Origin of the sequence: Duganella rivi, from assembly GCF_009857435.1 — a bacterium.
Taxonomy (GTDB): Bacteria; Pseudomonadota; Gammaproteobacteria; order Burkholderiales; family Burkholderiaceae_D; genus Rugamonas; species Rugamonas rivi.
Window position 1 is genome coordinate 392,444 of sequence record NZ_WWCK01000006.1, and the last position, 26,834, is coordinate 419,277.

Here is a 26,834-nt window from a genome sequence, read left to right on the forward strand (position 1 = left end):
GGCTCTAAGGCTGAAATAACAACTTTGTGCGAGAATCTTCCGATTCTTCCAAGGACACTTACATGATACATACCCGCTCCCTGCTGCTCTCCATCGCTGTCGCCGCGTTTGGCCTGATCGGCGTCGCCCTGTATTTGCAGCACGGATTGGACATGCTGCCATGCCCATTGTGCGTGATCCAGCGCTACCTGTTCATCGCCATCGGTGTGTGCGCGCTGATCGGCGCCTACACCAGCAAGCCGAAAGCGCTGGCCAGTGTTGGCCTGCTGGCGGCGCTGGGTGGCCTCGGCACCGCCGGCAAACACCTGTGGGTGCTGGCGCATCCGGGCCTGTCCTGCGGCATCGATCCGATGGAGACCTTCCTCAACAAAATCCCGACCGCCGAGTACCTGCCCTTCCTGTTCAAGGCCGACGGTCTGTGCGAAGACGCGCTGGCGCCGTGGTTTGGCCTGTCGATTCCGCAGTGGTCGTTCCTGTGGTTTGGCCTGTTCACGCTGTCGCTGGGCTGGGCGCTGATCCGCCGCGCAAAATGACCGACACCATCGCCGCCCTGCAAAAGCAATCGAAGCTCGATGCGCTGGATAACCGCGTGCTGCTGTGCCACGCGCTGGGCGTCAACCGCATCGCCCTGATCACGCAATCGGAACGCGTGCTGACTGCGGAAGAGTCGCAACGTTTCAACGCAATGGTGCAGCGCCGCCTCGATGGCGAGCCGATTGCCTACATCGTCGGCCAGCGCGAATTCTTTGGCCTGCCGTTTGCAGTCAACGAGGCCGTGCTGATTCCGCGTCCCGACACCGAGCTGCTGGTCGAACTGACCGTGGACCGCGTGCCGCCGCAAGGCCGCGTGCTGGACATGGGCACCGGCAGCGGCGCCATCGCCGTCTCGGTCGCACACACGCGCAAAGATGCCGACGTCACCGCGCTCGATGTCAGCCCAGATGCACTGGCAGTCGCCCAACGCAACGCCGCCAGCAACGGCGCCCGCGTCACCTTCCTGCAAAGCGATTGGTACAGCGCGCTGCAAGGCGCAGCACCGTTCGACGTGATCGCATCCAACCCGCCCTACATCGCCAGCGGCGACCGCCATTTGTCGGAAGGCGATTTGCGCTTTGAACCGGTGGGCGCACTGACCGACCATGCGGACGGCTTGTCCGCACTGCGCATCATCATCGCCGGCGCGCCGCAGCACCTCAAGCCGCAAGGCTGGCTGCTGATGGAACACGGCTACGATCAATCGGCGGCAGTACGCGCACTGCTCACCGATGCAGGCTACACCGAAGTGCAAAGCTGGCAGGACTTGGCCGGTATTGAGCGCGTGACCGGCGGCCGCCGTCCTTAAATCCTGATCTCAAGCCGGCGGCGCAAGGCCGACAGCAGCATCGCCGCTGGTGCAGGCTTGTACATCACCTCAATGAAATCGCTGGGCCGCTCGGGCGGCAGCAGCGTATGCAGCAGCACCGGCGGCGCTTCCTCGCGCGGCCAGATATCCCACACGCTTTCGTCGGCGCACAGAATCAGCGAAGGATCGCGGTCGCCCGGTTCGTACTGCACGTCGAATTCCGCGCTCTCCAGAATCTCGCTCAGATAATCCTGCATCGGCTGGTGCGGCTCCAGCAACAGGATCGCGTGGCCGCTGCCGAACGGCTCCGGCCAATCGAAATGCGGCGTCGGCGGCATCGCGTCTTCTTCCTCCGCCAGCGGCGCGCGGATATCGAAACGCAAAGCATCGCCGCTTTGCTGTAAAACGCCGCCCATGGCGCGCACCAGGTGCGCCGCCACCATCACCCCCGGCAGGATGCGATCGTCGGCCAGCGAGGCTGTCACGTCGCGCCAGGGCCCATCCGCTACGCCGGCTTGAAACGACAGCGCCACCTCGCCGTCGCCCTGCGCCAGTTGCTGCGCTTGCAGCGACAACTGGCCGCCAACATGCTCGCGCACCCGCGCCAGTACCTGTGCCAAGCGGCGCGCATCAAGCATCGCCAGCGCTGGCAAGCCAATACCGTCGTGCGTCACGTGCCGCATCAAGGCATGCAGATAGGTCGGCGCCAGCGCCAGTTCCGGCGCCTGCAATTCAAAGCGCGCGCACTCCTGCAAATCGGACAGCCACTCCAGCTGCCGCCGCGCCTCGTGCTCCATCACGCCAAGATCGGCCCAGCCGGCGCCGGCGCTGCTGGCAATGCGCGCCAGCGGTGCGCGCAAGTCGTGGTTCAAGGCCGCCAGCAAACGGGCGCGGATGCGGATGGCGTCGTCGTCGTGGCGGCTCACGGGCGAACCGCCTGCTGGCGTATCGCCTGCCGGTAAGCGGTCGGCGTCACCTCGACGTGTTCGCGGAACGCGGTGGCAAAATTGGCGGCGCTGCGGAAGCCGGTCTGCTCGGCGATCTGCTGCACGCTCATATCGGTGTCGGCCAGTAGATGGCGTCCAAGCCGGATGCGCGCAGCGCCAAGATAGCCGAACACCGTCATGCCAACATAGCGGCGGAACACTTGCGACAAGCGCTTCTCGTGCGTGCCGAGCGAACGCGCAATGCCGGCCAGCGTCAGCGCAGCACTGAGGTTATCGTCAATCAGGCGCATGGCGGCAGCAGCCACCACTTCATCCGGGTCATGCGGCGATGGCGCGGCGGCAGTGGCCGGCGCAGCGGCAGCGGCACGCCGCAAGCCCGCCAGTTCAAGATGGATGCGTACGCGGGCAAACACCTCGGCCGGGTGATACGGCTTGGCGACAAAATCCACCCCGCCCATTGCCAGTCCGGCCACGCGTTCATCCGGCTCGTCCAGGGAACTGAGGAAGATGATGGGTATCGCCCGTGTGGCGGGATTGGCCTTGAGCAGGCGGCAAGCCGCAAAGCCGTCCAGGCCCGGCATGCGCACGTCCAGCAGGATCAGATCGGGCGGTGAGGCTAAAGCGGCCTGGTAGCCTGCCATGCCGTCGCTGGCGCTGCGCACGTGATACAGCTGGCGCCGCAGCAAATCGGTCAGAAAGCGCAGTTCCTCCCGCTCGTCATCGACGATCAGGATACCGGGCCTAACTTGTTCAGTTGTAGTCAGGGCGAGTATGACGCACTCCTTTTCACAAATGAAAAGAGCTACGCGCCGACTATACCTGCATTTTTTCGCCTGTTGTCTACTCCCGCTTGCAGCAAAACCGCTTTCACTTGCGCCAGAATGGCAATCTACAAGCTACCAATCAAACTCATGCCGTTCGCGCCGTACTGGCTGCCGACCAAGGTGGCGTCGCTGGTAAGCAGACTCACGAGATCGGAGCGGCTATGGCTATCGAGGTAGACATCCCACTGGTTCAAGATATCGGCCGGGGCGCCCTGCTGCAAGGTGTTCAAATACAGCTGGTTGATGAAGCTGGCGTCGCTCATACCGCCGTAGGTGGCCACAAACTCGGTCGAATTCACAAACGCGGCCGCCAGCGCGCTGCCATGCAAGCCGCTATCGGCCCAGAATTTAAAGCCCGAGAAATCGCCGGCGCGGCCCAGCGTCAGGTGATACAGCATGCCGATTTCCTGCAGCGAGGCCGCACTGGCCTGCGTAAAGCTGAGATCCAGGGTAGCGTCCTTGAATTCGCCGCGCTCGATTTGCAGGACGGTGTCCTGCGCGCCGCCGGACTCCCCGAGCAGCACCTCCCCAACGCGATTCAGCGCCAGGTTGTAGCTGGCGGCCGCGCCGCTGTACACCACGGTGTCGGTGCCGTCGCCACCCACCAGGCGGTCGGCGCCGGCGCCGCCTTGCAGCCGGTCGTCGCCGGAATTGGCGATCCAGCCCTGCTCCTGGGCCAGCAACTGGCCGCCCAGCGCAAAGCCGTCGGCACTGAGCCACGCGGCTTGGTGTGCGGCGCTCAGCGCGATATCGGCCAGCACACCGGCGCGCACTGAGGCATCGCCGGGCGCCGCATCCAGCTTGGCGATCCACGGCGCCAGCGCTGCCGCATCGGGCGGCGTGCCCAGCGTGTTCTCCAGCAGCAGCGCAACGAAGTCGTGATTGCTCAGCGTCGCCAGGCCGTGCTGATCGGCCTCGGTCTGCGCAATAAACGCTTGCGCCAGCTGCTTCGCATCGGCAATACCATGCAGCGCCCAGAAGTTCAGGCCCGGCAAATCCGGCGCGCGGTCAAAAGCGGCGTGGTACAGCAAGGACAGCGTCTGCAGGTGCGATGCGGACGCGCCGGCGAAGGCCAGCGCGGCGACGCTGCCATTCAACTCGGCTGCAGTGACGGTCTCCATCACGGTAGCGCCGGCCAGCGCCAGCTGGTGCTGGCCCACCACCTTGCCGTCCTTCAGATAGAACTGCCACTGGCCGGCGTCGCTGCGGCCGCCCTGCAAGACGTCGTTATCGGCGCCGCCGTTCAGCACATCGTTGCCGGCGCCGCCGGCCATGGTGTCGCGGCCGTCACCGCCGTCGAGATAGTCGTTGCCGGCCGCCGTCGCCAGCACGTCGTCGCCGCCGTTGCCGTACAAGGTGTCATTGTCGGCGCCGGTGCCCAGCACCATGCGCTGCGCCTCGCCGTCGCCGATGAAGAAGTTCTTGCCGGCGCCGCCCTGCACCGTGGCCGCGCCGATGATGGCGGCAAAGTCCAAATCATCGAGCTGCAAGCCTATGCCCTGCGGCAGCGCACGCGCATCGATCACCAGTGCGACGGCGGTATCGTCGCTGCCTTGCTGCGCGTCGTGCTGGACGTTGCTGCCACCGGTGGCGGCGACCTCGCCGCCGTTGACCATCACCCATGCAGCGGCAGCCGCGCCGTCGGCCGACATCGTCAGCGTGGCGTGTTGCAGCCCGGTGCCGGGATCGAGGCTGTCGAGGAACTGCCTGGCCTGCGCTTCCATCGCGGCGCGCGTGGCTTGGCCAGAGGCGGTATGGTCGTCGATGCGGCCGATCAAATCGGTCAGCGCCGTCTCGCCGCTGAGCAGCACCGATGGACCGCTGGCTTCAAAGCCCACGCCCACCGGCAGGCTCACCACCAGGCTGGTACCGCGCCCCTGCGCGTTGGGCGCCAAGCCAATAGGAATGTCCGCTAGCAGCGCGTGCGAGGTGCTGGTGTCTTCCGGCCGGCTGGCCGTAATGATCGGCACCGTCACCAGGCGCGTGGCCAGGCCGGTGGCGGGATCAACCGAATCGAAGGTGTGAATCTGTACCCCGTCCACGGTCGACGGCGTACCCGGCGTGACCGGAGTATTGGTATTGACCTGCACCACCAGCGGCGCAGCGGCCGCGCTGCCATTGCCCGCCGTGTCGGTGAACACGCCGCCGCCAATGTTGACGGTTATCGGCGTGGTGCTGTTGGCCGGCGGCGTGATGGTCACCGTGTAGGTGGTGCCGCTGCCGCTGAAGCCGGTGATCGTGCCGCCGGTGACGACCAGATCCGACGCGTGCAAGGTGGCCGCATCGCTCAGCGTCAGCGTGATCACCGCGCTGCTGCCCTGTCCCACGGTGCCGCCGCTGCTGCTCATGGTGACGGTAGGCGCGCTGGTGTCGATGGTGTAAGGCGCTGTGTAAGCGGTGCTGAAATTGCCGGCTGCATCGAGCACCCGCACGTGCAGCGTGCTGCTGCCGGACAGGGTCTTGGCGATGCTCCAGCTGGTGTCGCCGATCGAGGTCGCCACCGTCTCCCAGCTTACGCCGTTGTCCAGCGAGATCTGCACGATGTCGCCAGCCGCCAGCGGCGCGCTCAAATTGCCGCTCAGGGTTTGCGTCGCCACATTGGTAATCAAGTCGCCGCCGACGCCGGTGTCGGTGGTAAAGCCCACCCCGCCCGCAGTGGCGGTCGGCGCCACGGTGTCGATCTGCAGCGACGGTATGCTGGCCGACGATCCATTGTTGCCGGCTGCGTCCGTGTAAGGGCCGCTGACCGTGACGGTGGCCGAGCCGCTGGCCACGCCTCCACTCGGTGCAAAGGTAATCGTGTACACCTTGGGATCGCTGGTCGGCGTCAGCGTGCCCAGCGTACCGCCGGTGACGTGGATCATGCTGGCATCAAAGCCGACCGGCGGCTCGCTGAACACCAGCGTCAGTACCGCAGGCGTCACACCGTTGGCCGTTGCCATATTGCTGGTAATGGTCACGGTTGGTACCGACTGATCAAGCACGTAGGCATGAACACTGTCTGCACTGTGATTACCGGCCGCATCGACCACGCGCACGCGCAGCACGCCACTGCCAGTGAGTATATGCGCAATGTTCCAATCGATGCCGCTGACGGCAGCAGGATTCCAGGTCGCGCCGTCGTCAAACGACACCTGCACCGACTCGCCGGCTGCCAGGCTCTGCGACAGCCTGCCCGTCACGGTTTGCGACGCGGCCGTGGTAATCAGATCCGTGCCACTGCTGCCGGTGTCGCTGGAGAACGCCGGCACGCCGATGGCGGCCGCCAGCGGCGCCAGTGTATCGAAACTAATCGACGGCGGCGTGGCGCCAAGGCCGCCGTTGCCGGCAGCGTCGCTGTAGACATTCGGCGCAATGCTGATCGCCGCGCTGGCGCCAGCCACGCCCGGCGTCGGCGTAAACACTGCGGAGTACACCAGCGGGCTGACCATGGTGAAGCCGCTCAGCGTGCCGCCGCCGACAGTGATGTCGCCCACCGCAAAGCCTAGCGGTGCTTCGGTAAAGTTGAAGGTGATCAGCGCCGTTTCGCCGATCTTCAGCGTGTTGCTGCTGCTGGTGATAACGACCGACGGCGGCGCGGTGTCGACATTGATGGTGGGGCCGGTCAGGCCCAGGCCCAGGTTGCCGGCCAGGTCGGTATAGCTGCCGGCCAGCACGCTCACCGTGGTCGCCGAGGACTGGTTGATATTGGGCGTGAAGACGGCGGTGTAGACCAGCGGATTGGCGGTTGCCACGGGCGTGCTCAGGGTGCCGGCGCTGCCAACCACCGCCAGTGATGTGAGATCGAAGTTTTTCGGCGCTTCGGTAAAGGTGAAGGTCAGCGTGGCGCTCTCGCCGGATTTCAGGTTGGCGACGTTGGAGCTGACCGAAACGCCGGTGTTGGTGGTATCGAGCACATACGGTGTCGAGGTGGCGGCGCCGTGGTTGCCGGCAGTGTCAGTCACGCGCACTTGCAAGATGCCGCTGCCGCTCAGCACCGTCACGCCGGGCAGCGCCCACGCGGTACCGGCGCTGGTGGTCGGCAGCCAGGTCGCACCGTTATCGAGCGACACCTCCACGCTCTCGCCGCTGAGCAGCGCCGCGTTCAGCGTGCCGGAGATCGATTGTCCTGCAAAATTGGTCACGAGGTCGGTGCCGCTGGTGCCGGTATCGACACTGAACACCACGCCGTTGCCAACCGTGGTCGGCGCCAGCGTGCTGTAATTGATGGTTGCGCCGGAGGCCAGCTGGCCCGCGTTGCCGGCCGCATCGGCAAAGCTGCCCGCAGCCGCGCCGACGGTGGCAACGCCCGAGCCCACCCCTGCCGTCGGCGTAAACAGCGCGGTGTACACCAGCGGATTGGCGGTTTGTCCAAAGCCGCTCAGGCTGCCGCCGGCGACGTTGATGTCGCCCAGCGTGAAGCCCAGCGGCAGTTCGCTGAAGGTGAAGGTGATGACGGCCGATTCGCCGATCTTCAAATTGGCGCTGCTGCTGGCAATGGTCAGCTGCGGCTGCGTCATATCGATGGAGATCAGCGGCGATGCGGCCGCCGCGCCGGCATTGCCCGCCAGGTCGGTGTACAAGCCCGCCGCCAGCGTCACCCCGGCCGTGCCGCTGCCCAGCGATGACGACGGCGTGAACTGTGCGGTATACACCAGCGGGTTGGAAGTCACGCCAAAGCTGCTGATCGTGCCGTTGATTTCCACCAGGTCGCTTTGCTGGAAGCCGGTCGGCGCTTCACTGAAGGTGAAGGTCAGCGTGGCTGATTCGCCGGCCTTGAGCGCACTGGCGCTGCTGGTGACGACCATGGTCGGCGCGACCAGATCCAGCACATAGCCGGCCGAGAACACCGGGCCAGCATTGCCGGCGGCATCCACCACGCGCACCTGCAAGGCGCCGCTGCCGCTCAGCGACTGCGGCGTGAGCGCCCAGCTGGTGGTGCTGGTCGACACCGCGTTCAGCCACGTGCTGCCGTTATTCAGCGAGACCTGCACCTGTTCACCGCTCACCAGCGCCATATCCAGCGTGCCGGTAATGATTTGCGTGGTCGCGTTGGTTACCAGGTCGCTAGAACTGAAGCCGTGGTCGGCCGAGAAGCTCACTGCATTGCCGGAGACCAGCGGGGCCAGCGTATCGACTGCGATCGGCGCGCTACTGACATTGGCGCCGTTGTTGCCGGCAGCATCCGCATACACGCTGCCGAGCACACTGATCACGGCGTTGCCGCTGGCCGTGCCGGCGGTTGGCGTGAAGGTGGCGGTGTACACCAGCGGATTGGCGGTCGGTGTCAATGCGCTTAGCGTGCCATTGGTGGCGCCGATATCGCCCAGCGCGAACGATGCCGGTGCATCGCTGAAGGTGAACGTAATGGTGGCGGTCTCGCCGGCCTTGAGCGCGCTGGCGTTGCTGGTGATAGACAGCGTGGGCGCCAGCGTATCGATGCTGATGCCCGGCGCGCTAGCGCCGCTGCCGTTATTGCCGGCTGCATCCTGGTACAGGCCATTCCCCAGCGTGACGCTGGCGCTGCCGTTGAAACCCGGCGTCGGCGTGAATACCACCGTGAACACCGATGGATTGCCGGTGGCGGTAATCGCGCCCAGCGTGCCGCCGGTGGCAATCAAGTCGCCGAACGCGAAGCCGGCCGGCGGCTCGCTGAAAGTAAAGGTGAGGGTCGCGCTTTGTCCGCCCTTGAGCGAGGCGGTATCGCTGCTGATGCTGACCGTCGGCGCAGTGGTGTCGAGTACATAGTTGTAGGTGCTGACCGTGCCCTGGTTGCCGTTGCTGTCGGTGACGCGCACCAGCAGCGTGCCGGTGCTGGTCAGGGTTTGCCCGGACAGCGACCACGCGCTGCCGCCGGCCGGCGCGTTGGCGTTCACCCAGGTGCTGCCGTTGTTGAACGAGACTTGCACCACGTCGCCCGCCGCCAGCACGCCGCCGCCCAGCGTGCCGACGATGTTCTGCGCCGCGGTGCGGGTAATCAAATCGGTATTCGAACTGCCGGTATCGGCCGAGAAGGTCACGCCGCTGCCGGCCAGTGCGGGAGCCAGCGTATCGACGCTGATCGCCGGCGAATTGCTGCCGCCGCCGCTATTGCCGGCCAGGTCGGCGTAAGCGCCGGCCGCCACGCTGACCACCGCACTGCCGGACGCCACGCCTTGCGCCGGCGTCAGCACCGCCGTGTACACCAGCGGATTGGCAGTTTGCACCAAGCCGCTCAAGGTGCCGTTGGTGGCGCTAATGTCGCCAAGGCTGAAGGCCGCCGGCGCCTCGCTGAAGGTGAAGGTAATCAGCGCGGTGCCGGTGCTGTTGAGCGAGCTGACGTTGCTGGTGATGCTCAGCGTCGGCGCCAGCGTATCGATGCTGAGCGCCGCCATCACGCCGCCCACGCCGGGATTGCCGAGGCTATCGGTAAACGTGCCGCTGGCAACGCTGATGGTGCCGGAGCCATTGGCGACGCCAGTGCTGGCCGTGAACACCGCCGTGTAAATCAATGGATCGCTGGTGGCGGTAAAGTTGCTAAGCGCACCACCGCCCACCACCACGTCGCCCAGCGCGAAGCCGGTCGGCGCGGTGCTGAACTTGAAGGTAATGTTGGCGGTATCGCCCGCCTTGAGCGCGGTGACATCGCTGAGGATGGACACGCCCGGCGCCACCGTGGCGTAAGTAATGGCCGCCACGGCCGCGCCAAAGCCGGCATTGGCCGCCGTATCGGTGTAGGCGCCGGGCGAAACCGAGATAGCGGCCACGCCGGCCACCTGTCCCGCGATCGGCGTGAACACCGCCGTGTACACCAGCGGGTTGGTCAAACTTTGCACCAGGGGGCTGAGCGTGCCGCCGCTGACATTGACGCTGGCGTCGCTAAAGCCGACCGGCGCTTCGCTGAAGGTGAAGGTGATAGTCGGCGTGTCGGCGCTGTTCAGCACCGACTTGCTGGAACTGATCACCAGCGTCGGCGCCGTGGTATCCAGCGTGTAGCCGGCGCTGAAGGCGGCGCCGTGGTTGCCGGCGGCATCGCTGACGCGCACCTGCACCGTGCGGCCGGCGCCGCTGCTCAGGGTCTGGCCATTCAAGCTCCAGTCGTCGGTGCCGACCGTGCCGCTGGCGGTAATCCACGTGCTGCCGTTGTTGAGCGAGATTTCCACCGTCTCGCCGGTTTGCAGTACGGCGCTGAGCTTGCCGGATAGGTCTTGCGCGGCGGCGTTGGTGATCAAGTCCGTCGCGCCGCTGTCGTTGGAGAACACCACGCTTGCGCCGGTGGTTGACGGCGCCACCGTATCCACCGAGATGCCAGGCGACGAGCCGCCCGCGCCGGCATTGCCTGCCTTGTCGGTATAGCTGCCGGCGGCGACCGCCACGGTATCGGTAACGCCGTTCTGGCCGGCCAGCGGCGTGTAAGTGGCGGTGTACACCAGCGGGTTGGCGGTGGCGGCCAGGTTGCTCACGGTGCCGTTGGCAGCGCTGATGTCGCCCAGCGTGAAGTCAGCCGGCGCTTCGCTGAAGGTGAAGGTAATGGTGGCCGTCTCGCCGGCCTTGACCGCGCTGACGTTGCTGCTGATGCTGACCGTCGGCGCCGTCGTATCGAACACGTAGCTGACCGAATAGGCCGTGCCGTGGTTGCCGGCGCCATCGCTCACGCGTACCTTGAGCGTATCGCTGCCGGAAAGCGATTGGCCGCTCAAGCTCCAAGCGCCTGCGCCGCTGGTGGCGGTGTTCCAGCTAACGCCGTTGTCCAGCGAGACTTCCACGTACTCGCCCGCCCCCAGCACGCCGGCCAGCGTGCCGCTGATGGTCTGCCCGCTGGCATTGGTCACCAGGTCGGTGCTGCTGCTGCCGTTATCGGCCGAGAAAATTACCGAGTTGGCGACAGCCACCGGCGGCAGCGTATCGATGCTGATCGGCGGCGTGAGCGCCGCAGTCGCCGCGTTACCGGCGGCATCGGTGAATGCGCCGCTGGCGACGGTAATGCTGGCCGAGGTGTTCTGGATGCCGGCGGTTGGCGTGAACGTCGCCGTGTACACCAGCGGATTGCCGGCGCTGACAGTCAGCCCGCTCAGCACACCGCCGGTGGTGACCACGTCGGCAGCGGTAAAGCCCAGCGGCACCTCGCTGAACGTGAACGTGACACTGGCCGTTTCGCCGGCCTTGACCGCACTGACGTTGCTGGTGATGGTGACCGTCGGCGCCAGCGTATCGATGCTGATGGCTGGCGCACTCGCGCCGCCGCCGCTGTTGCCGAAAGCGTCCGTGTAAGTACCGGCGCCAACGCTGATGTTCGCCGCGCCGGAGGACAGGTTGGCGTCCGGCGTGAACACCGCCGTGTACACCAGCGGATTGGCGGTGGCGGTAAAGCCGCTTAGCGTGCCATTGCTGTAATTGATGTCGGCGGCGGCAAAGCCGGTCGGCGGCGTGCTGAAGGTGAAGGTCAGCGTGGCCGTTTCACCGGCCTTGAGCGCGACGTCGTTGCTGGTGATGAGCAGCGTGGGCAGGGTGGTGTTGATGGTGATCGGCACCACCGCGCTGGCCTGGCCGCTGTTGCCGGCCGCGTCGATATAGCCGTTGGCCTTGACCTGCGCAGTGGCGGTGACACCGGACTGGCTCGCGCTGGGGGTGAAGATAGCCGTGTAAATCTTCGGATCGGCGGTGGCGGCCAGCCCGCTGACCGTGCCGCCGCTCACCGTCAGCGAAGAGGCGCTGAAGTTGTACGGCGCTTCGCTAAAGCTGAAGGTCAGCGTGGCAGTCTGGCCGGCGCGCAGCGCGCCAAGGTCGCTCGTCACCGTGACCGTCGGCGCGGTGTTGTCGAAGGTATAGGCCGTGCTGAAGACCGTGCCGTGATTGCCGGCAGCGTCGTTGACGCGCACCTGCACCGTGTCGCTGGCGGTCAGCGTGCGGCCGCTCAAGCTCCACGTGTTGGCGCTGGCGCCGCTGCCCGCCGTCGCATTCACCCAGGTGGTGCCATGGTCCAGCGACACTTGCACAACTTCGCCCGCCAGCAGCGAAGCGCTCAGCGTACCGGTCAAGGTTTGCGAGGCGGTGCGGGTAACCAGGTCCGAGTTGCTGATGCCGGTGTCGTTGGAGAAGCTGACGCCGGTGCCGGTGGTGGCCGGCGCCAGCGTGTCGATGCTGATCGATGGCGACGTGCCCGCCGTGCCGTTATTCCCGGCCAGGTCGGTGTAGGCGCCGCTGGCCACCGTGATGCTGGCCGTGCCGCTGGCAACGCCGCTGTTCGGCGTGAACTGCGCCGTGTACACCAGCGGATTGGCGGTGACGGTAAGGCCGCTTAGCGTGCCGCCGCTGGTGCTGACATCGCCCGCCACAAAACCAATCGGCGCTTCGCTGAAGGTAAAAGTGATGGTGGCGGTGTCGCCATCCTTGACCGCCGACATATTGCTGGTAATTGCCAGCGTCGGTGCGCGGGTATCGACCAGAATCACCGGCGTCACGCCGCTGCCGCCCTGGTTGCCGAAGCTGTCGGTATAGCTGCCGCCGGTCACGGTGATCGACGCCGCCGCGCTGACGTTGGTTCCCGGCGTGAACAGCGCGCTGTAAACGCCGCCGCCCAGATTGGTCAAGCTGCTGATGGTGCCGCCGGTGGCGACGATGTCGCCGGCCGCAAAGCCGCTCGGCGGCGAGCTGAAGGTAAAGGTGATGTTGGCCGTCTCGCCGGTTTTCAGGGTGGCGGCGTCACTGGTAATCAGTACACTTGGCCCCAGCGTGTTGATGGTGATGACGCCAGAGGTGGCACCGCCGCCGTTATTGCCGGCCAGGTCGGTGTAGCTGCCGGCCGCCAGCGACACGCTGCCCAGCAAGCCGCTCACGCCGGCGTTCGGCGTGAACTCCACCGTGAACACGCGCGGATTGGCGGTGGCGTTGATGGTGGCGCCCAGTGTGCCGCCGGTGGCGGTGAAGTCGCTTATGCTCAGGGTCGAGGTGTCCGGTATCTCGCTGAAGGTCAGCGTGATGATCGCTGCCTCGCCGCTCTTCAAGGCGCTGACATTGCTGCTCAGCGAGACCGTCGGCGCGGTGGTGTCCAGCACATAAGCGGTGCCGGTGGAGGCGCCGATATTGCCGGCCGCATCCACCACCCGCACTTGCAGCGTGTTGCTGCTGCTGAGGGTTTGATTCGACAAAGTCCACGTCGTGCCGCTCGCGCTGGCCGTGACCCAGGTGGTGCCGTTGTTGAGCGAGACTTCCACATGCTCGTCCGGCAGCAAGGCGGTGCTGAGCGAGCCGGTGATGGTGCTTTGCGCTGCCGTCTTGGTAATCAAGTCGCCGGCCACGCCGGTGTCGGCAGAGAAGGTGACGCCGGTGCCGGTGGTAGTCGGTGCGGTAGTGTCAAAGGTGTAAGCGGTGCTCAGTGGCGTGCTGCTGCCGCCGGCGTTGGTCACGCGCACTTGCAAGGTGCCGGAGCCACTCAAGGTCTGGCCGCTCAAGGACCACGAGGTGCTGCCGACGCTGGCGTTGGCGGTGGTCCACGTGCTGCCGTTGTCGAGCGAGACTTCCACCGACTCGCCGCTGGCCAGGCCTGCGCTCAGCGCGCCGCTGATGGTTTGCGCGGCGGTCTTGGTAATCAGGTCGCTATTGCTGATGCCGGTGTCGGCCGAGAAGCTGACCGAGGTGGCAACCGTGCCGCTAGGCGTGGCCGAGACCACGGTGGTGGCGCTATTGCTGACAATGACGCTGCCGTCGTTGATCGATACCGTGAAGGTGGTGGTGGCGCTCAGGCCCGCCGTGCTTTGGAACACCAGCGCCTGCAAGGCCGCTTGCGCCGCCCCCGGCGCCACCGACGACAAGGTGTAGCTCACGCCGCCGTCGCTGGTCACGAAGCCGGAAGCACTGAGCGAGGCCGGCGTGAACGCGCCCTTGGCCGCGCTATCGGGCGTGATGGTGACGATGACTGCCGCGCCGACATCGGGATCGCTCAGCGTCACGCTGGAGAATGGATGCAGCGTGGCGCCTGCCGTCATGGTCTGCGCCGCCGCGGTGCCGCTCAGCACCGGCGCATCGTTGACCGAGGTGGAGGTGATGACAGTGGAGCTGTTGGCCGTGCTGGCCAAGCCGTTGCTATCGGTGGCCGTCAGCGTGAAGGTGGTGGAGATGCCGACGCCCACCGCAGCCTGATTGGCGGTCGGCGTAAAGGTCAGCGCTTTCAATTGCGCGGTCAGCGCTGCCGGCGTGGCCGCGCTCAAGGTGTAGCTGCCGTTGCTGCCGGAGAGGCCGGTGCCGCTCAAAGTGCCGTTAGCGCCGTTGAAGCTGATCGCCATGCTGACGTTATCGCCATTGACGTCGGCCACCGCCACGCCGCTGAACGGCTTGATGGTGGCGTTGTCATTGACTGCACCCGCCGCTGCGCCGGTAATGGTCGGCGCACTGTTGGCTGTGTTGGTGACCGCCACACTGACGCCGCTGACCGCCGTGTTGGTATTGCCGATGACGCTATTCCAATCGTCGGCCGCCGACAACTGGTAGGTCGCGCCGCCAGCCGCCGTGGTGCCGTTCTTATTCAGCAGCGCCTCGACGGCGGCAATATCCGCACCTGACAGCGTCACCGAGAACGAAGTGGCGCTGGTGACGTCCACATTGCCGCTGGTGCTGAGCACGCGCGTAGCGTTGCCCTCGCCCTTGATGGTCAGCTTGGCGACCGTGATGTCATTGCTGCTGCCGCCGATGCCCACCAGGTTGGTGCCGGTGACGGTCAGCACATGGGTGGCGGCGTTGTAGCTGGCCGAGGTAATCGCCGGCAGCTGCACGCTGGAGACGGTGATGGCGTTGCCGGTCAGGTCGGCGCCGTTACTGAGATTGCTGTCCCAGTTGGCCGCCGCCGCGATGTTGAAGGTGGTGCCGTCCACGCTGCTGCTGCCGTTGTTGTTCAGCAGACCGTTGATGGCCAGCTTGTCGGCCGCGTTCAGCGTGATCGAGGCGGCGGTGGTGCTGGAGGCGCTCACCACCGGTGACGTCAGTGTGTAAGTGCCGCCGTTGGCGCCGGTGATAGTCAGCTTGCTCGGGTCGATGGCGTCGCCGGCGCGGATGCCGACTGCCGTTAAATTCAGCACGCCGGTGTTGGCGTTGTAGGCGGCCGAGGTGATGGTGTTGGCCACGCGCGAATTGGCCACCGTCACATCATCAATAGCGATTTCGAAACCGAGCGGATTGACGATGCGCACACCGTAGATACCCTTGAAATCCGCCATCGAAGCGAAGTTCAGCAGGCCATACTCATTAATCACCAGCCCCACCAGCGACACACCAACACCAGTCGGCTGGTAGTTGGAGTCCAGCGCATACACCGTGAACACGGTGGTGCCGAGCAGATTGCCGACCAGGTTGCCGCTACCCAGATTCATGCTGACCATGTCGAACACGCCGCTATTGGCGCGCAGGTCAACGTAGCTGGCAGGCGACAGGAACGAGCCGTTGATGGTCAGCCGGTCGTCCGTCAGCGGCAGGCCGATCAGACTATTGCCGTTGGCATTAACGATGGTGATGCCGCCGCCGTTGGAGCTTTGCGCGTAGATGTCGAAGCCGGTGCCGAGGATATTGTTGGCGTGGACCACCGCGCCGGCCGCCAGGCCGGTGGAATTGAGCAGGGTGACGTTGCTGCTGGTGTTAAAGGTGAGCGTGCCGTTGGCGCCGCCGTTAACCAGCGCCAAATCGGCGCCATAGGCCTGTTGTGCAGCCGCGCTGATGGCCGATGCCGCTTCCACCGTGCCGTGGCTGTATTCGAGATCCCAATCGCCGTGCAGGCCGGTGATGTCGGTGGAAGCCGCGACATCGGCTCCGCTGAGCGCAGACAGCGCATCCACAAAGGCCGCACCGGTCTCGCCCTCGGCCACGTCGCAGCCGTACAACAGCAGATCGCCGCCGGGACGCAGGGCCGCGCCCCACTCCTGTAAGGCCGCCGTGTAATCCTGCAAGTGCGCGCTATCGAGCACCGCCTTGCCCAGCTGAAGCTGGCCGGCGGCGCCGTGGGACACAATCTGGATGCTATCGAGGCCTTGGTAATTGCGCAGCACGCCGGCAATCTGCTCCACGCCGTCGCGCCATGAAACTAGTTTAACCACAAGTACATCGTCCGCGACGCCAGCCGTCAATGCCGCGGCATCCGCCACACCAGCATCGATGAAAAGTACAGAACGATAAATGGGGTTTTGCTTACTCATATTGCCTCTCCGCATCATTAGTGCAGATAACCGATTATGAGTAGCTCGAAAGGGATTACAAAATTTTCCTGTTTGCCAAACGTTCTGTCCGGTGTGGCAAAAGCCGGCGTTGGCAGGCGCACCAAGTGTTGCCCCTGCTTTTGTTAAAATGCTCTTTTTGCCGCCGCCCGGCGAGTTCGGCCAATTTCGGTTACTCTCAGCACCAATAATTTATTTGCTGCACCAGAAAGGATTTCAAATTGCCAACTCTTTTGACACGACGCCTGGCCCTGCTGGCCGATGAAAAGCACCGCGGCGTGCTGGCTGGCGGTTTGCGCGGCATCGAACGGGAGACCTTGCGCGTGGATCGCGCCGGCCATCTCGCGCGCACGCCGCATCCCGTGGCCATGGGTTCGGCCCTGACGCATCCGCAAATCACCACCGATTACGCCGAGACCCTGCTGGAGTTCATCACGCCGGCCGAAAAAGATATCGCCGACACCATCGCCAAGCTGGACGGCATCCACCGTTACGCCTACAGCAAGCTGGGCGACGAGCTGCTGTGGAGCCAGTCGATGCCGTGCCAGTTGCCGGCTGAAGAAGAGATTGAAATCGCCTGGTACGGCACGTCCAACCTCGGCACGCTCAAGCATGTGTACCGCCGCGGCCTGGCGCTGCGCTACGGTAAAGCGATGCAGTGCATTGCCGGCATCCACTACAACTACTCGCTGGACGAACGCCTGTGGCGCGTGCTGGCCGAGAATGAAGTGAGCGGCAAGCGTCTGACGCCACGCTCCTTCCAGTCCGAGGCCTACCTTGCCACCATCCGCAACTTCCGCCGCTATAGCTGGCTGCTGATGTATTTGTTCGGCGCCTCGCCGGTGCTGTCGTCCGGCTTCCTGCGCGGCCGCCCGCACAAGCTGGAAACGCTGTCCGACGACACGCTGTACTTGCCGTATGCGACCAGCCTGCGCATGAGCGACCTCGGTTACCAGAACGATGCGCAATCCGGTTTGCGCCCGCATGAAAACTGCCTGGACAGTTATGTGGCGGCGATGACCAAGGCTGTCAACCAGCCGTACGAGCCGTACGCAAAGCTGGGCACCAAGCGCGATGGCGAGTGGATTCAGCTCAGTACCAACGTACTGCAAATCGAGAACGAGTACTACTCGACCATCCGTCCCAAGCGCGTGATTCAAACCGGCGAACGTCCGATCCAGGCACTGTGCTCGCGCGGCGTGCAGTACATTGAAGTGCGCTGCATGGATGTCGATCCATTTGAACCAGTCGGCGTCAGCGTGGCGACGGGCCGCTTCCTCGACGCCTTCCTGCTGTTCTGCGCACTGGAAGAAAGCCCGACCATCACACCGGAACAAGGCGCGGTCTACACCGAGAACTTTGCCCGCACCGTCAAAGAAGGCCGCCGTCCGGGCCTGACGCTGAATAACGGCGACGCTGAAGTAGCGCTGCCGGTATGGGGCGCGGAGCTGCTGGAGCGCATCCGCCCAGTCGCTGCCTTGCTCGATTCACTGCGCGGCGATACGGCACACGGCGATGCACTGGCGGCGCAGGCGGCCAAGCTGGCAGATCCTGAATTGACGCCATCGGCCAAGGTGCTGGCAGCCTTGCGCGCCAACGGCAAATCGTTCGGCGCGTTCGCACTGGCGCAAAGCGAGAAGCACGCGGCCTACTTCCGCAGCCATCCGCCGACGGCCGAGGAGACGGCCTACTTCGATAATTTGGCTGGCGTATCGCTGGCCGAGCAAGCCGAGATGGAAGCCGCACCGCAAACCAACTTTGACGATTACGTTGCGGCCTACCGCGCTAGTAACCTGTGCCAGTCGCGCCAGGACTGTGACTGATCTCAATGCTCACCTTCTACAACGAACAGCACGCACAGCACCGTGGCCGCTACGAGATTTTTCGCGGCGAGATGGTGCCCTGCTTTGAAAAGCCGGAGCGTGCCGATTCGGTGCTGGCAGAGTTAGGCCGGCGCGGCTTGGGCCGCATCGTTACGCCGCATGGCGTGCCTTTGATGTCACTGGAACGCATTCATACACCACGCTATTTGCACTTCCTGCGTACCGCATGGAGCGAGTGGCTGGCACTCGATCCAGCCAATGCGCAGAAGGATGCGTTTCCCGCCGTGTGGCCGGTGCGCACGCTGCGCGACGACATCGAGCCGGATAATTTCTGCGCCAAGATGGGACTCTACTCGATGGACAGCGGCACGCCGCTGACCGCCGGTACGTGGGTCGCCGCCAAGACCGGCGCCGACTGCGCAGTGAACGCGGCGCACGCGCTGCGGCTCGGTGAGCGCGGCACGTTCGTGTTGAGCCGTCCGCCGGGCCACCACGCCGGCGCGGACTTCTTCGGCGGCTACTGCTTCCTGAATAACGCCGCGCTGGCGGCGCAGCACCTGCTTGATGACGGCGCGCGCAAAGTCGCCATCATCGACATCGACTACCACCACGGCAACGGCACCCAGAGCATTTTCTACCACCGCGATGATGTGCTGTTCATCTCGATCCATGCCGACCCGCGCAACGAGTACCCGTTTTATCTCGGCCATGCCGACGAACGCGGCGAAGGCGCAGGCCTGGGCTATAACCTGAATATCCCGCTGGCTGCGGGCAGCAGCACGCAAGCATGGTTCGCGGCGCTGGAAACGGCCTGCGTCCGCATCGGCAGCTTTGCGCCGGACGCGCTGGTGGTGTCGCTGGGCGTGGATACCTTCGCCGGCGATCCTTTATCGCGCTTCAATCTGCAAAGCGCCGACTACCTCAAAATCGGCGAACGCCTGGCGTGGCTAGGCAAACCCACCGCCTTCATCTTCGAAGGCGGCTACGCGGTGAAAGAGCTGGGCGTCAACGTCGTCAACGTGCTGGAAGGCTACGAGACAGCGCTATAATTTGTTATTAGGTCGGCTACTCTTGACCAGCATGGCCGGCTGGCCTATCATTGCCAGCAATATGCCCGACGCCTCTGCACTCTGTGTACGCGTCGGTTTTCATTTGTGCTGCGGCCATAGTGCCCATCCTTTCCATCCCGGAAACGCTCCCAGCTCCTGCGGTGAAATCTGCTGACTAGCAACCACCGGCAAATCATTCTCCAGCAAGCCCTTGAAGCGCAGCCCCCAGCTAGAATTCGGACAAATAACACTCAACAGTTGCTGCATTAGACAAAAATAGAAAAACGGCCGGGCATTGTCTAGTTGAGTGGGCCAATCAGCAGGAACATCCGAACGCTCCAACACATTAATGTTCCATAGGCGGCTGTGGTGCGCCGACACATTACGGATGAAATTCAAGCTGCGTAACCATTGAGCAAAGGCCAAACCAGTCGGTGCGCCGTACAGAGTTGCAATCGTCTGCTGGTCGGCATGCTGCATACCGGCGAAGAGCTTAGACAGCAAACCAAAATCCCACACTTCAACTGCTACCCAAATTGGCATGGCGCCATACTGCTGCTGATGGTGAGCGACAAAAGGCTCTTTACGAGCGCGGTGTAGCATCGAATAGTACTTGGTCAGCCAAACTTGGTGCTGCGTCTTGCCCGCATCTGGCCCTTTAGCGATCACCTTCTTGGTGAAGTTACCATGTAAGCATGCCGGGTTTTCATGAGCCTCCGGGTCGCGCTGCCCCAGTAAATGTGCAACATCCACCCGCACCGCCATTTCAATGCGCTCCAGTGCATCGAGTGCCAGCAATCGCAATCGCTTATCGAATACGTATAGCCGCACCACATCCTCAAGCCGACTACCCGACACGAAACTATCCAGACGAACAGCCTTCCCCTGTGCCGTGGATGCGGCCGTGTCTATGGCCCGCAGGGGATACCAGTAGCCACTCAGGCGGTAGTAGCCGAGGCGTTCAAGGTAGTCGAGCGCAGCACCAGGGTTATCTACCTCTAGCCCACGATCCTGCAGTTGCTGCAATTGGTCGGCGAATGAGCGCCAAGGCTTGAGGTTCTTCACGGGGCATAGTCTCCTTAACTCAACGTGCTGGAAGGCTACGAGACAGCGCTGTGAAGACGTAATCCGTCAGCAGCTTCTCGCTGACGGCGTGCGGCTGGCGTACCTGGAAGTTGGTGGTGGTGATGACCACCACCGCACGCTGTTCCGGGATGATCACTACTTTGTTGCCGCCGCTGCCCGACATCATGGCGGTGCGGTAGCTCTTGCCGTCCTGCGTGAAGGTCTTGAGCCACCAGAGGTAGCCGTAGTCGGTGTTGTCATCGACTTGCGAATGCGGCGATAGCGATTGCTTGACCCACTCGGCGGAGAGGATGCGCTTGCCCTGCCATGTGCCGCCGTTCAAATACAGCTCCCCTAATTTCAACAGATCGAGACTGCGCAGGCCCAAGCCGCCGCCGGTCATGACCGGGCCGGCCGGTGTCGATTGCCACTTCAGTTTGGTAATGCCCAGTGGCCCAAACAAGGTGCGTGCCGCAAATTGATCGGTTTTTTCGCCGGTGGCTTTTTCCAGCACCGGGCCAAGCATGGTGGGGCCGGCGGTACAGTAGGAGAAGCTGCGGCCATGCGGCGAGTCCTGCGGCTTGGTCACCCAGTCAGGGAAGCCGCGTATCGGCAGATCCATCGTGAACTGCGTCCAGTCCTCCAGCAAGTACATGGCTTCCTCGTTCCCGCGCGAGAACTGGTTTTGGTCGTCGCACTCCAGCAGGGAACTCATGCTGAGGAGGTCTTCGACCGTGATTTTATCCTTGCGTGGATCGGGATAGCGCACTGGCTTCTTCTCGGGGAAGAAGCCGAACACCGGCGTGGTGAGTTTCAGCTTGCCTTGATCGATGGCGATCCCCACCAGCATATCGGTCACGCTCTTGGTGACCGAGCGCGTGTTGCGCAGGCCTTCGGCGCCGTCTTTATCGAAGTAGGATTCGTGTACCAGCTTGCCGTCTTGCGAGATCAAGACGCTGGTGATTTGTTTGAAGTCGCCCTTGCGGATGGCAGCGTCCATGTCCGCCAGGGGCTCGGCCGCCGCAGCGGTCATGCTCAGTAAAACCAGGGGCAAGAGTTTTCGTAACATGACCGCTCCAATCAGTTAGACCGAATCAGTATACATCGCGGCGGTAGCGACCTTCCTCCGCCAGTTTTTCCAATTGTTCGCGGCCAATGATGTCGGCCAGCGCCTGGTCTACGCCGCCGGCCATGCCTTGCAGGCTGCCGCAGACGTAGACGACTGCGCCATCATTGATCCATGCGCGCAGCAGGTCGGCGCGTTCGCGCATGCAGTCTTGCACGTAGCCGCCGCCAGTGACGTCACGCGAATACACAAGATCCAGCTCCGGCAGGAAGCCTTGGGCGCGCCAGCCTTGGATCTCGTCCGCGCAAACCGCATCGTGTTCTTGCTGGCGCTCACCGAAGATCAGCCAGTTTTTCTGCGCACCTTCCAGTACGCGTGCGCGCAGGTGCGAACGCAGGCCGGCAATGCCGGAGCCGTTGCCGATGTAGATGGACGGTGCAGGCGTCGGATACGCATCGAACGATGGATTGGCAATCAGGCGCACGCGCACTTCATCACCGATGGCCGCTTGCGCGGTCAGCCATCCCGACGCCAAGCCCAGCCCCTGCTCGTTCTGTACCTGGCGCACCACCAGCTGCATGCTGCCGTCTTGCGGCACCGAGGCCAGCGAATAGCGGCGTGGCGCTACGTCCTTGCCGCCGTAGTGGCCCGGCCAGATATCGACCAGCGCACCGGGACGCCAACCGTCGCCAATTGCGCCGCTCAGCGTGATCTCGTACAACGGGAAGCCGATGCTGCCGGGGTTGAGCAGCGTGCGTCCGCTCAAGCGCCAGCTGGCGTAATCGCTGTCATCGGCGGCGGTCAACGTAACCTCGTTAGTCGTGCTCTCGCCCATCAAGCCACGCAGTGCGTTGCCCCAGCGCGCTAATGCTCCGGCGTCGCCGTTGTCCACTTCAATCATCGGATGCAACGGCTGCGCGCCCATGAACGCCAGACGCTGATCCAGCGTGCGTCCAAAGCCGCAGAACTCCGCGTAGTTGCGGTCACCCAGTGCCAGCACCGCGTACTGCATGTGCTTCAACTCCTGCGCCGCTGCACCGAGCAAGCGGCTGAAACGGCGCGCGCTATCCGGCGGTTCGCCCTCGCCAAAGCTGCTGGCGACAAATAACGCGCGGCGATATTGGCCCAGCTGCGGCGGCGTCAGTTTTTCCAGCGACTGCACGTGCACCGCTACCCCGGCCTTTTGCAAGGCCGCCGCGCTTTGCAGCGCAAGGCGTTCCGCTTGGCCGGTCTGGCTGGCGTAGGCCATCAGTACCGGATCATCCGTATTGCCGCCGGCCGTCGATGCTTTGAATTGCGCGCGCTCGGCCATCGCAATGCGTTTCTGCTTGCGGCGGTTGAGGTACAGCATCCAGCCAGTGATGCCAAAGCCCGGCAACGCCAGCGCCGCAATGAACACGATGATCTGGCCGATCACGCCGAAGTAAGTCCCCAAGTGCAGCGGATAAATGGTGGACTGGAAGCGCGCGCCAACCGGTTTGTCCGCATACAGCTCGTTCTTCAACAACGCGCCGGTTTGCTGATTGATCGACATGCTGCTGCGCGCCCGCACGTGCGGCGCATCTTTGGCCACCCACAGAATTTGCAGCGGCTGCGTAGCGCGCTCCGGCGGACGCAGGAAAGCCATTTGCCAGTTGGGGGCGTTCTTCTGGAAGGTCTCCCAGCTGATCGACAGATCAGGCGCTTCGCCTTTCAGCGGCTTCGGTGCTTTCGGCTTGGCCGCAGCGGCTTCGCGCGGCGGGCGCAAGGTGCCCATCCAGCCATCCGCCATATCGCGGATCGGATCAAAGGCCCAGTACACGCCGGATGCGGTGAACATCAAGAACACCACCATCACCCACGTGCCGGCCACCGAGTGCAAACCCCACAAGAAGGAGCGGCCCTTCATGCGCGTATCGAAGGTCAGCCACGTACGCCAGTCCCACACGCGGCGCGGCCAGCGCAAATACAAGCCGGTCAGCGCAAGGCCCATCAGGCAAAACGCCAGCGTGCCGCTGACCATCTTGCCCGGATCGCGTGGCAGCAGCAGGAAACGGTGCAGCTGCTCGACCCATTCAAAGAAATCTTCGCCGTCCAGCTCCGCCAGTAGCGCGCCGGTGTAGGGATTGAGGTAAATCGTTTCGCCCTTGCGCTGGCCCGGCGGCGGCGCAAGGCCGACGCGCGCGCTGGAACCCGGCGTGTCGTAGAAAATGATGCTGGTCACGCGCTCGTGCGGCTTGGCTGCTTTCGCCGCCAGCATGATCTGCTGCGGCCCAAGCACCGCCGCGCTTTGCACAGCTACGTTGCGCACGCCGGGATTGAGCGCGTCAAGAATCTGCTCGCGGAAAGCGAGGATGGCGCCGGTCAAGCCGATCACCATCAAGACCGTGCCGGCCGTGATGCCGACAAACCAATGCAGCTGGAACCAAAGCTTTTTCACAGGTCGACCTTCACACTCAGTTTAATCAAACGCGGTGCACCGGACGCAAGGCGCGTGCCTGCGCCAGCCCAGTAATGTTTGTCCGCCGCGTTGTCGACGTTCAGTTGCCACACCATGTTGTTGACGGCGTAGCGGCCGCCCACGCTGAACAGCGTTACGCCGCCGAGGAAGGCTTGATTCAAATCGTTGACCGGACGGCGGCCGGTGTAATACGCGCCGCCATTGAGCGACAAGCCAGGAGTCAGCTCATACGACAGGAAGGCGCTGCCGGTTTGCCTGGACGCGTTCTCCGGCAGCTTGCCGTTGTAGTCCGCATTGATGTGGCGGAATTCAGGATCGAGGAACTGCGCCGAGGTTTGCCACGACAATTGGCGCGTCAGCTTGCCTTGCGCCGACAATTCAAGACCGCGATAACGCTGCTCGCCATCGGCGGTAAAGACGTTGGCGGTGTTGGTGTAGTAGCCCGGACGGCTGATATCAAACAGCGCCGCTTGCACCAGCGTGCCGCCCTGCTCGCGCCAGCGCGCACCGAGTTCCTTCTGGCGGCTGACGCCCGGCGCCATGCGCACGCCGACGTTGGCGCTGCCGGTCGGCGCGGTCTCGCCCTCTTCCAAGCCTTGCGAGGATGAAGCGTAGAACGACAGGTCTTGATTCAGCTTGTAGATCAGCGCCGCCATCGGAGTGGTCTTGCTGACGTCATAGTGATTCGTGCCTTGGTCGCTGCGATACTGCACGCTGCGCACGCCGGCCACCGCTTGCCACTGCGGCGAGAAGGTCAGACGGTCGATGGCATACACGCCGCTGTCGCGCGAGTCCAAGGCCGCCGTGGTAGGCGCAGACGGATATGCACCAACCGTATAGCTCGTGATCGGCGTAGGGTTGTACAGGTTCTGCGACGCGATGGTGTAGTTGGCTTGGTAGATCGGGTCTTGTCCCTTGTCGGTGCGCGTGGCGCCGAAGGTGAGGTCATGCTGCACTGGCCCAGTCGCCACCGTGCCAGCCAGTTCGGCGCGCAGCATGTCGGAGTCGACCAGGCTGTGTTGCAGGTTGCCGGTGATGCGGCCAGCGCCGGTGGCCAATGCCGCCGCATTGGTCAAGCGGAAGATGGCCAGTGCGCGGTCGCGCGCCGTTTCGGAGTGGCCTGCTTCCACCGTCAGCGCCCAGTTGTCGCTCAGCGCGTAATCGGCGCGCAGCATGGCGTTCCTGGTCTCGGCGTCGAACTTGGCCCAGTCCGGGCCGATCAAGCGTTTCGGATCCAGCGCGGCGGGCAGCGTGATGACGCCATTCACGGCGGCCGGCAGCGCGATGCCCGCTTGCTCGGTGACGCGGCGTTTGTCGTATTCCAGATCCGCCTTCAGCAGCAGGCGTGCATTGACGCGCCAGTCCAGCGCCGCCGAGACGAATTTGCGGTTGCCGTTGCCGACGTTGTCCAGGTAGGAACCTAGCGTGCCGCCCGCCGCGTTAATCCGCACACCCACTTGCTGCTGCTCGCCAAAGCGGCGCGCCACGTCGGCAGTCGCCACCGCGCTGCCATTCTGATCGACCATCAAGCCGACCGTGCTGACCGGCTTCGCGCCGGCGCGCTTGGTGACGAAATTGACCACGCCGGCCGGCGAGGTGAAGCCGTAGTACAAGGCGGTGGCGCCTTTCAGCACCTCCACGCGCTCCTTGTCCTCCATTGGCACCTGCGAGAAGTTCATGATCGGCAGCGTGCCGTTCAAGCGGTAGTTGGTGCGGTTCTCCACCGCGATGCCGCGGATGACCAGTTGATCCCAGGTCTCGCCGCCATTCTGCTGGCGCGTAACCCCGGCGGTGTTGCGCAGCGCGTCGTACAAGCCGCCGGCCGCCTGCAATTCCAGCACTTCGCGCGTGATCACGTTGACGGTGGACGGCACATCCATGATGTCGGCGCCACGGAAGCTGCCTGCTTCCACCGTTGTCGGCGCAAAGCCGTCGGCGCGCGCCGCCGTCACCTTCACGGCATGCAGGACTTGCTCGCCGGCCTCCTGTGCAGACACGGGGAACACTGCCGAAACGGCGAGGCAAACGGGGAGCAGACGGAGCGACATGGATGGGCACGAACAAAGAGGAGATGCCCGTCATTTTACCGATAATGCGAATCATTATCAATTACTACTCTTCAACCATCCCAATACGGCGGATCGCCGAAGGCCTCTTTCAGCCAGGCCGCCAGGGCGCGCAGCTTGGCCGACGGCTTGCGGCCGTGCGGATGGCCGATGTAGAGGAATTCCGGCTCGGCCTGCATGCCGACATCAATCCTGGTCAGCTTGCCGTCCCGCAGCGCCTGGCCGACGATGAAGGCCGGCAATAGCGAAATGCCCAGCCCTGCTATGGCGGCGTCCAGCATCATGTCGCCGTTATTGAGCACCAGGTCGCCATCGCCCTGCACCACGTAGGCTTGGTCGCCATCGACAAAGCGCCAGTCGGCCGTGCCGCGATTGGTGTAAAAAATACCACGATGCTCGGCCAGCTCCTCCAGGTTGGCGGGCGTGCCATGGCGCGCGAGGTAGCCTGGCGACGCTACCAGGTAGCGCGGACTGGGCGCCAGCTGCCACGCCACAAGGAAGGAATCGACGATGGGGCCGTTGCGGATGACGGCGTCGAAGCCGTCCGAGGTGGCGTCCACGCGGCGGTCGTTCAAGTCCAGCGTCAGCTGGATATCGGGGTATTTTTGGAGGAATCCGTACAGTGCCGGCCCGAGGTGCATGCGGCCAAAAGTGACCGGCGCCGAGATGCGCAGCGGCCCGGTCAGCTCGCCGCGCCGTTCGGCCAAATCGGCCTGGGCTTGCCGCACCTCGCACACGATGCGGCGCGCGCGCTCAAGAAACGCCGAACCATCCTCCGTGACGGACAGTTTTCGGGTACTTCGTTGCAAAAGTGTTGCGCCAAGTGAACGCTCCAGCTCCGCCAGGCGCTCGCTCACCACCGATCGCGAGATGCGTAGGTGGCGCGCTGCCTCGCTCAGAGACCCACTATCTACAACCTGTACAAAGGTAAAGATGCCTTCTAGTTTCATGATTGTTCTGCTTTTCCGAATTCCTGTTGCGGGAATTGGCAACTATTCCATTAAAAGATACTCAACCATACTGGACTTGATCCCAGCTCGCCAAGGCCGTCAAGCGGG

The 26,834-nt window shown here is 64.1% G+C and carries 12 protein-coding genes; 4 read left to right on the top strand and 8 right to left on the bottom strand.

The annotated features are described in order from the left end of the window. The first annotated feature begins 62 nt into the window (after positions 1–62). On the top strand, positions 63–533 hold the full coding sequence (locus GTP45_RS21305) for a disulfide bond formation protein B (protein ID WP_161015860.1): 471 nt from the start codon (positions 63–65) through the stop codon (positions 531–533). Continuing rightward, positions 530–1,342: a peptide chain release factor N(5)-glutamine methyltransferase gene (gene prmC / locus GTP45_RS21310; protein WP_161015861.1), complete on the top strand. Its 813-nt coding sequence runs from the start codon at positions 530–532 to the stop codon at positions 1,340–1,342. The genes GTP45_RS21305 and prmC overlap by 4 nt, the downstream gene beginning before the upstream one ends. Here prmC and GTP45_RS21315 read toward each other — a convergent pair. The 3 genes from GTP45_RS21315 to GTP45_RS21325 form a co-directional block, all read right to left on the bottom strand. Continuing rightward, the gene (locus GTP45_RS21315) at positions 1,339–2,268 is read right to left on the bottom strand and encodes a histidine kinase (protein ID WP_161015862.1); all 930 of its coding nucleotides are present in this window, start codon (positions 2,266–2,268) and stop codon (positions 1,339–1,341) included. The two genes, prmC and GTP45_RS21315, sit on opposite strands and share 4 nt — an antisense overlap. After that, complete coding sequence (locus GTP45_RS21320; RefSeq protein WP_371874497.1) at positions 2,265–3,083, bottom strand: response regulator transcription factor; 819 nt, start codon at positions 3,081–3,083, stop codon at positions 2,265–2,267. Before GTP45_RS21320 ends, GTP45_RS21315 begins: the two co-directional genes overlap by 4 nt. A 95-nt stretch (positions 3,084–3,178) precedes the next feature. Next, positions 3,179–16,249 carry an Ig-like domain-containing protein gene (locus GTP45_RS21325; protein WP_161015863.1) on the bottom strand — a complete coding sequence of 4,357 codons (13,071 nt, stop codon included), beginning with the start codon at positions 16,247–16,249 and terminating at the stop codon, positions 3,179–3,181. 239 nt (positions 16,250–16,488) lie between these two features. Between GTP45_RS21325 and gshA the strand changes: the two genes are divergently transcribed. Both gshA and GTP45_RS21335 read left to right on the top strand, forming a co-directional pair. Then, positions 16,489–18,090, top strand: a complete 1,602-nt coding sequence (gshA, locus tag GTP45_RS21330) for a glutamate--cysteine ligase (protein ID WP_161015864.1) — start codon at positions 16,489–16,491, stop codon at positions 18,088–18,090. Between the two features lie 5 nt (positions 18,091–18,095). Continuing rightward, complete coding sequence (locus GTP45_RS21335) at positions 18,096–19,139, top strand: histone deacetylase family protein (protein WP_161015865.1); 1,044 nt, start codon at positions 18,096–18,098, stop codon at positions 19,137–19,139. A 99-nt stretch (positions 19,140–19,238) separates the two neighbouring features. Here the strand turns inward: GTP45_RS21335 and GTP45_RS21340 are convergent, their stop codons facing one another. The 5 genes from GTP45_RS21340 to GTP45_RS21360 form a co-directional block, all read right to left on the bottom strand. Beyond that, the gene (locus GTP45_RS21340; RefSeq protein WP_161015866.1) at positions 19,239–20,204 is read right to left on the bottom strand and encodes an Abi family protein; all 966 of its coding nucleotides are present in this window, start codon (positions 20,202–20,204) and stop codon (positions 19,239–19,241) included. A gap of 19 nt (positions 20,205–20,223) precedes the next feature. Next, complete coding sequence (locus tag GTP45_RS21345) at positions 20,224–21,273, bottom strand: serine hydrolase domain-containing protein (protein ID WP_217363380.1); 1,050 nt, start codon at positions 21,271–21,273, stop codon at positions 20,224–20,226. A 25-nt stretch (positions 21,274–21,298) separates the two neighbouring features. After that, the gene (locus tag GTP45_RS21350; protein WP_161015867.1) at positions 21,299–23,689 is read right to left on the bottom strand and encodes a PepSY domain-containing protein; all 2,391 of its coding nucleotides are present in this window, start codon (positions 23,687–23,689) and stop codon (positions 21,299–21,301) included. Then, the gene (locus GTP45_RS21355; protein WP_161015868.1) at positions 23,686–25,758 is read right to left on the bottom strand and encodes a TonB-dependent siderophore receptor; all 2,073 of its coding nucleotides are present in this window, start codon (positions 25,756–25,758) and stop codon (positions 23,686–23,688) included. Before GTP45_RS21355 ends, GTP45_RS21350 begins: the two co-directional genes overlap by 4 nt. A gap of 71 nt (positions 25,759–25,829) precedes the next feature. Beyond that, positions 25,830–26,726 (bottom strand): LysR family transcriptional regulator, encoded by an 897-nt coding sequence (locus tag GTP45_RS21360; protein ID WP_166454689.1) that lies wholly within the window; start codon positions 26,724–26,726, stop codon positions 25,830–25,832. Between the last annotated feature and the right edge of the window lie 108 nt (positions 26,727–26,834).

Excerpts from the sequence above, each read along its gene's own strand:
- GTP45_RS21305 (WP_161015860.1), top strand. The coding sequence starts at position 63 with ATGATACATACCCGCTCCCTGCTGCTCTCCATCGCTGTCGCCGCGTTT.
- prmC (WP_161015861.1), top strand. The coding sequence starts at position 530 with ATGACCGACACCATCGCCGCCCTGCAAAAGCAATCGAAGCTCGATGCG.
- GTP45_RS21325 (WP_161015863.1), bottom strand. The coding sequence starts at position 16,249 with ATGAGTAAGCAAAACCCCATTTATCGTTCTGTACTTTTCATCGATGCT.
- GTP45_RS21335 (WP_161015865.1), top strand. The coding sequence starts at position 18,096 with ATGCTCACCTTCTACAACGAACAGCACGCACAGCACCGTGGCCGCTAC.
- GTP45_RS21345 (WP_217363380.1), bottom strand. The coding sequence starts at position 21,273 with ATGTTACGAAAACTCTTGCCCCTGGTTTTACTGAGCATGACCGCTGCG.
- GTP45_RS21355 (WP_161015868.1), bottom strand. The coding sequence starts at position 25,758 with ATGTCGCTCCGTCTGCTCCCCGTTTGCCTCGCCGTTTCGGCAGTGTTC.
- GTP45_RS21360 (WP_166454689.1), bottom strand. The coding sequence starts at position 26,726 with ATGAAACTAGAAGGCATCTTTACCTTTGTACAGGTTGTAGATAGTGGG.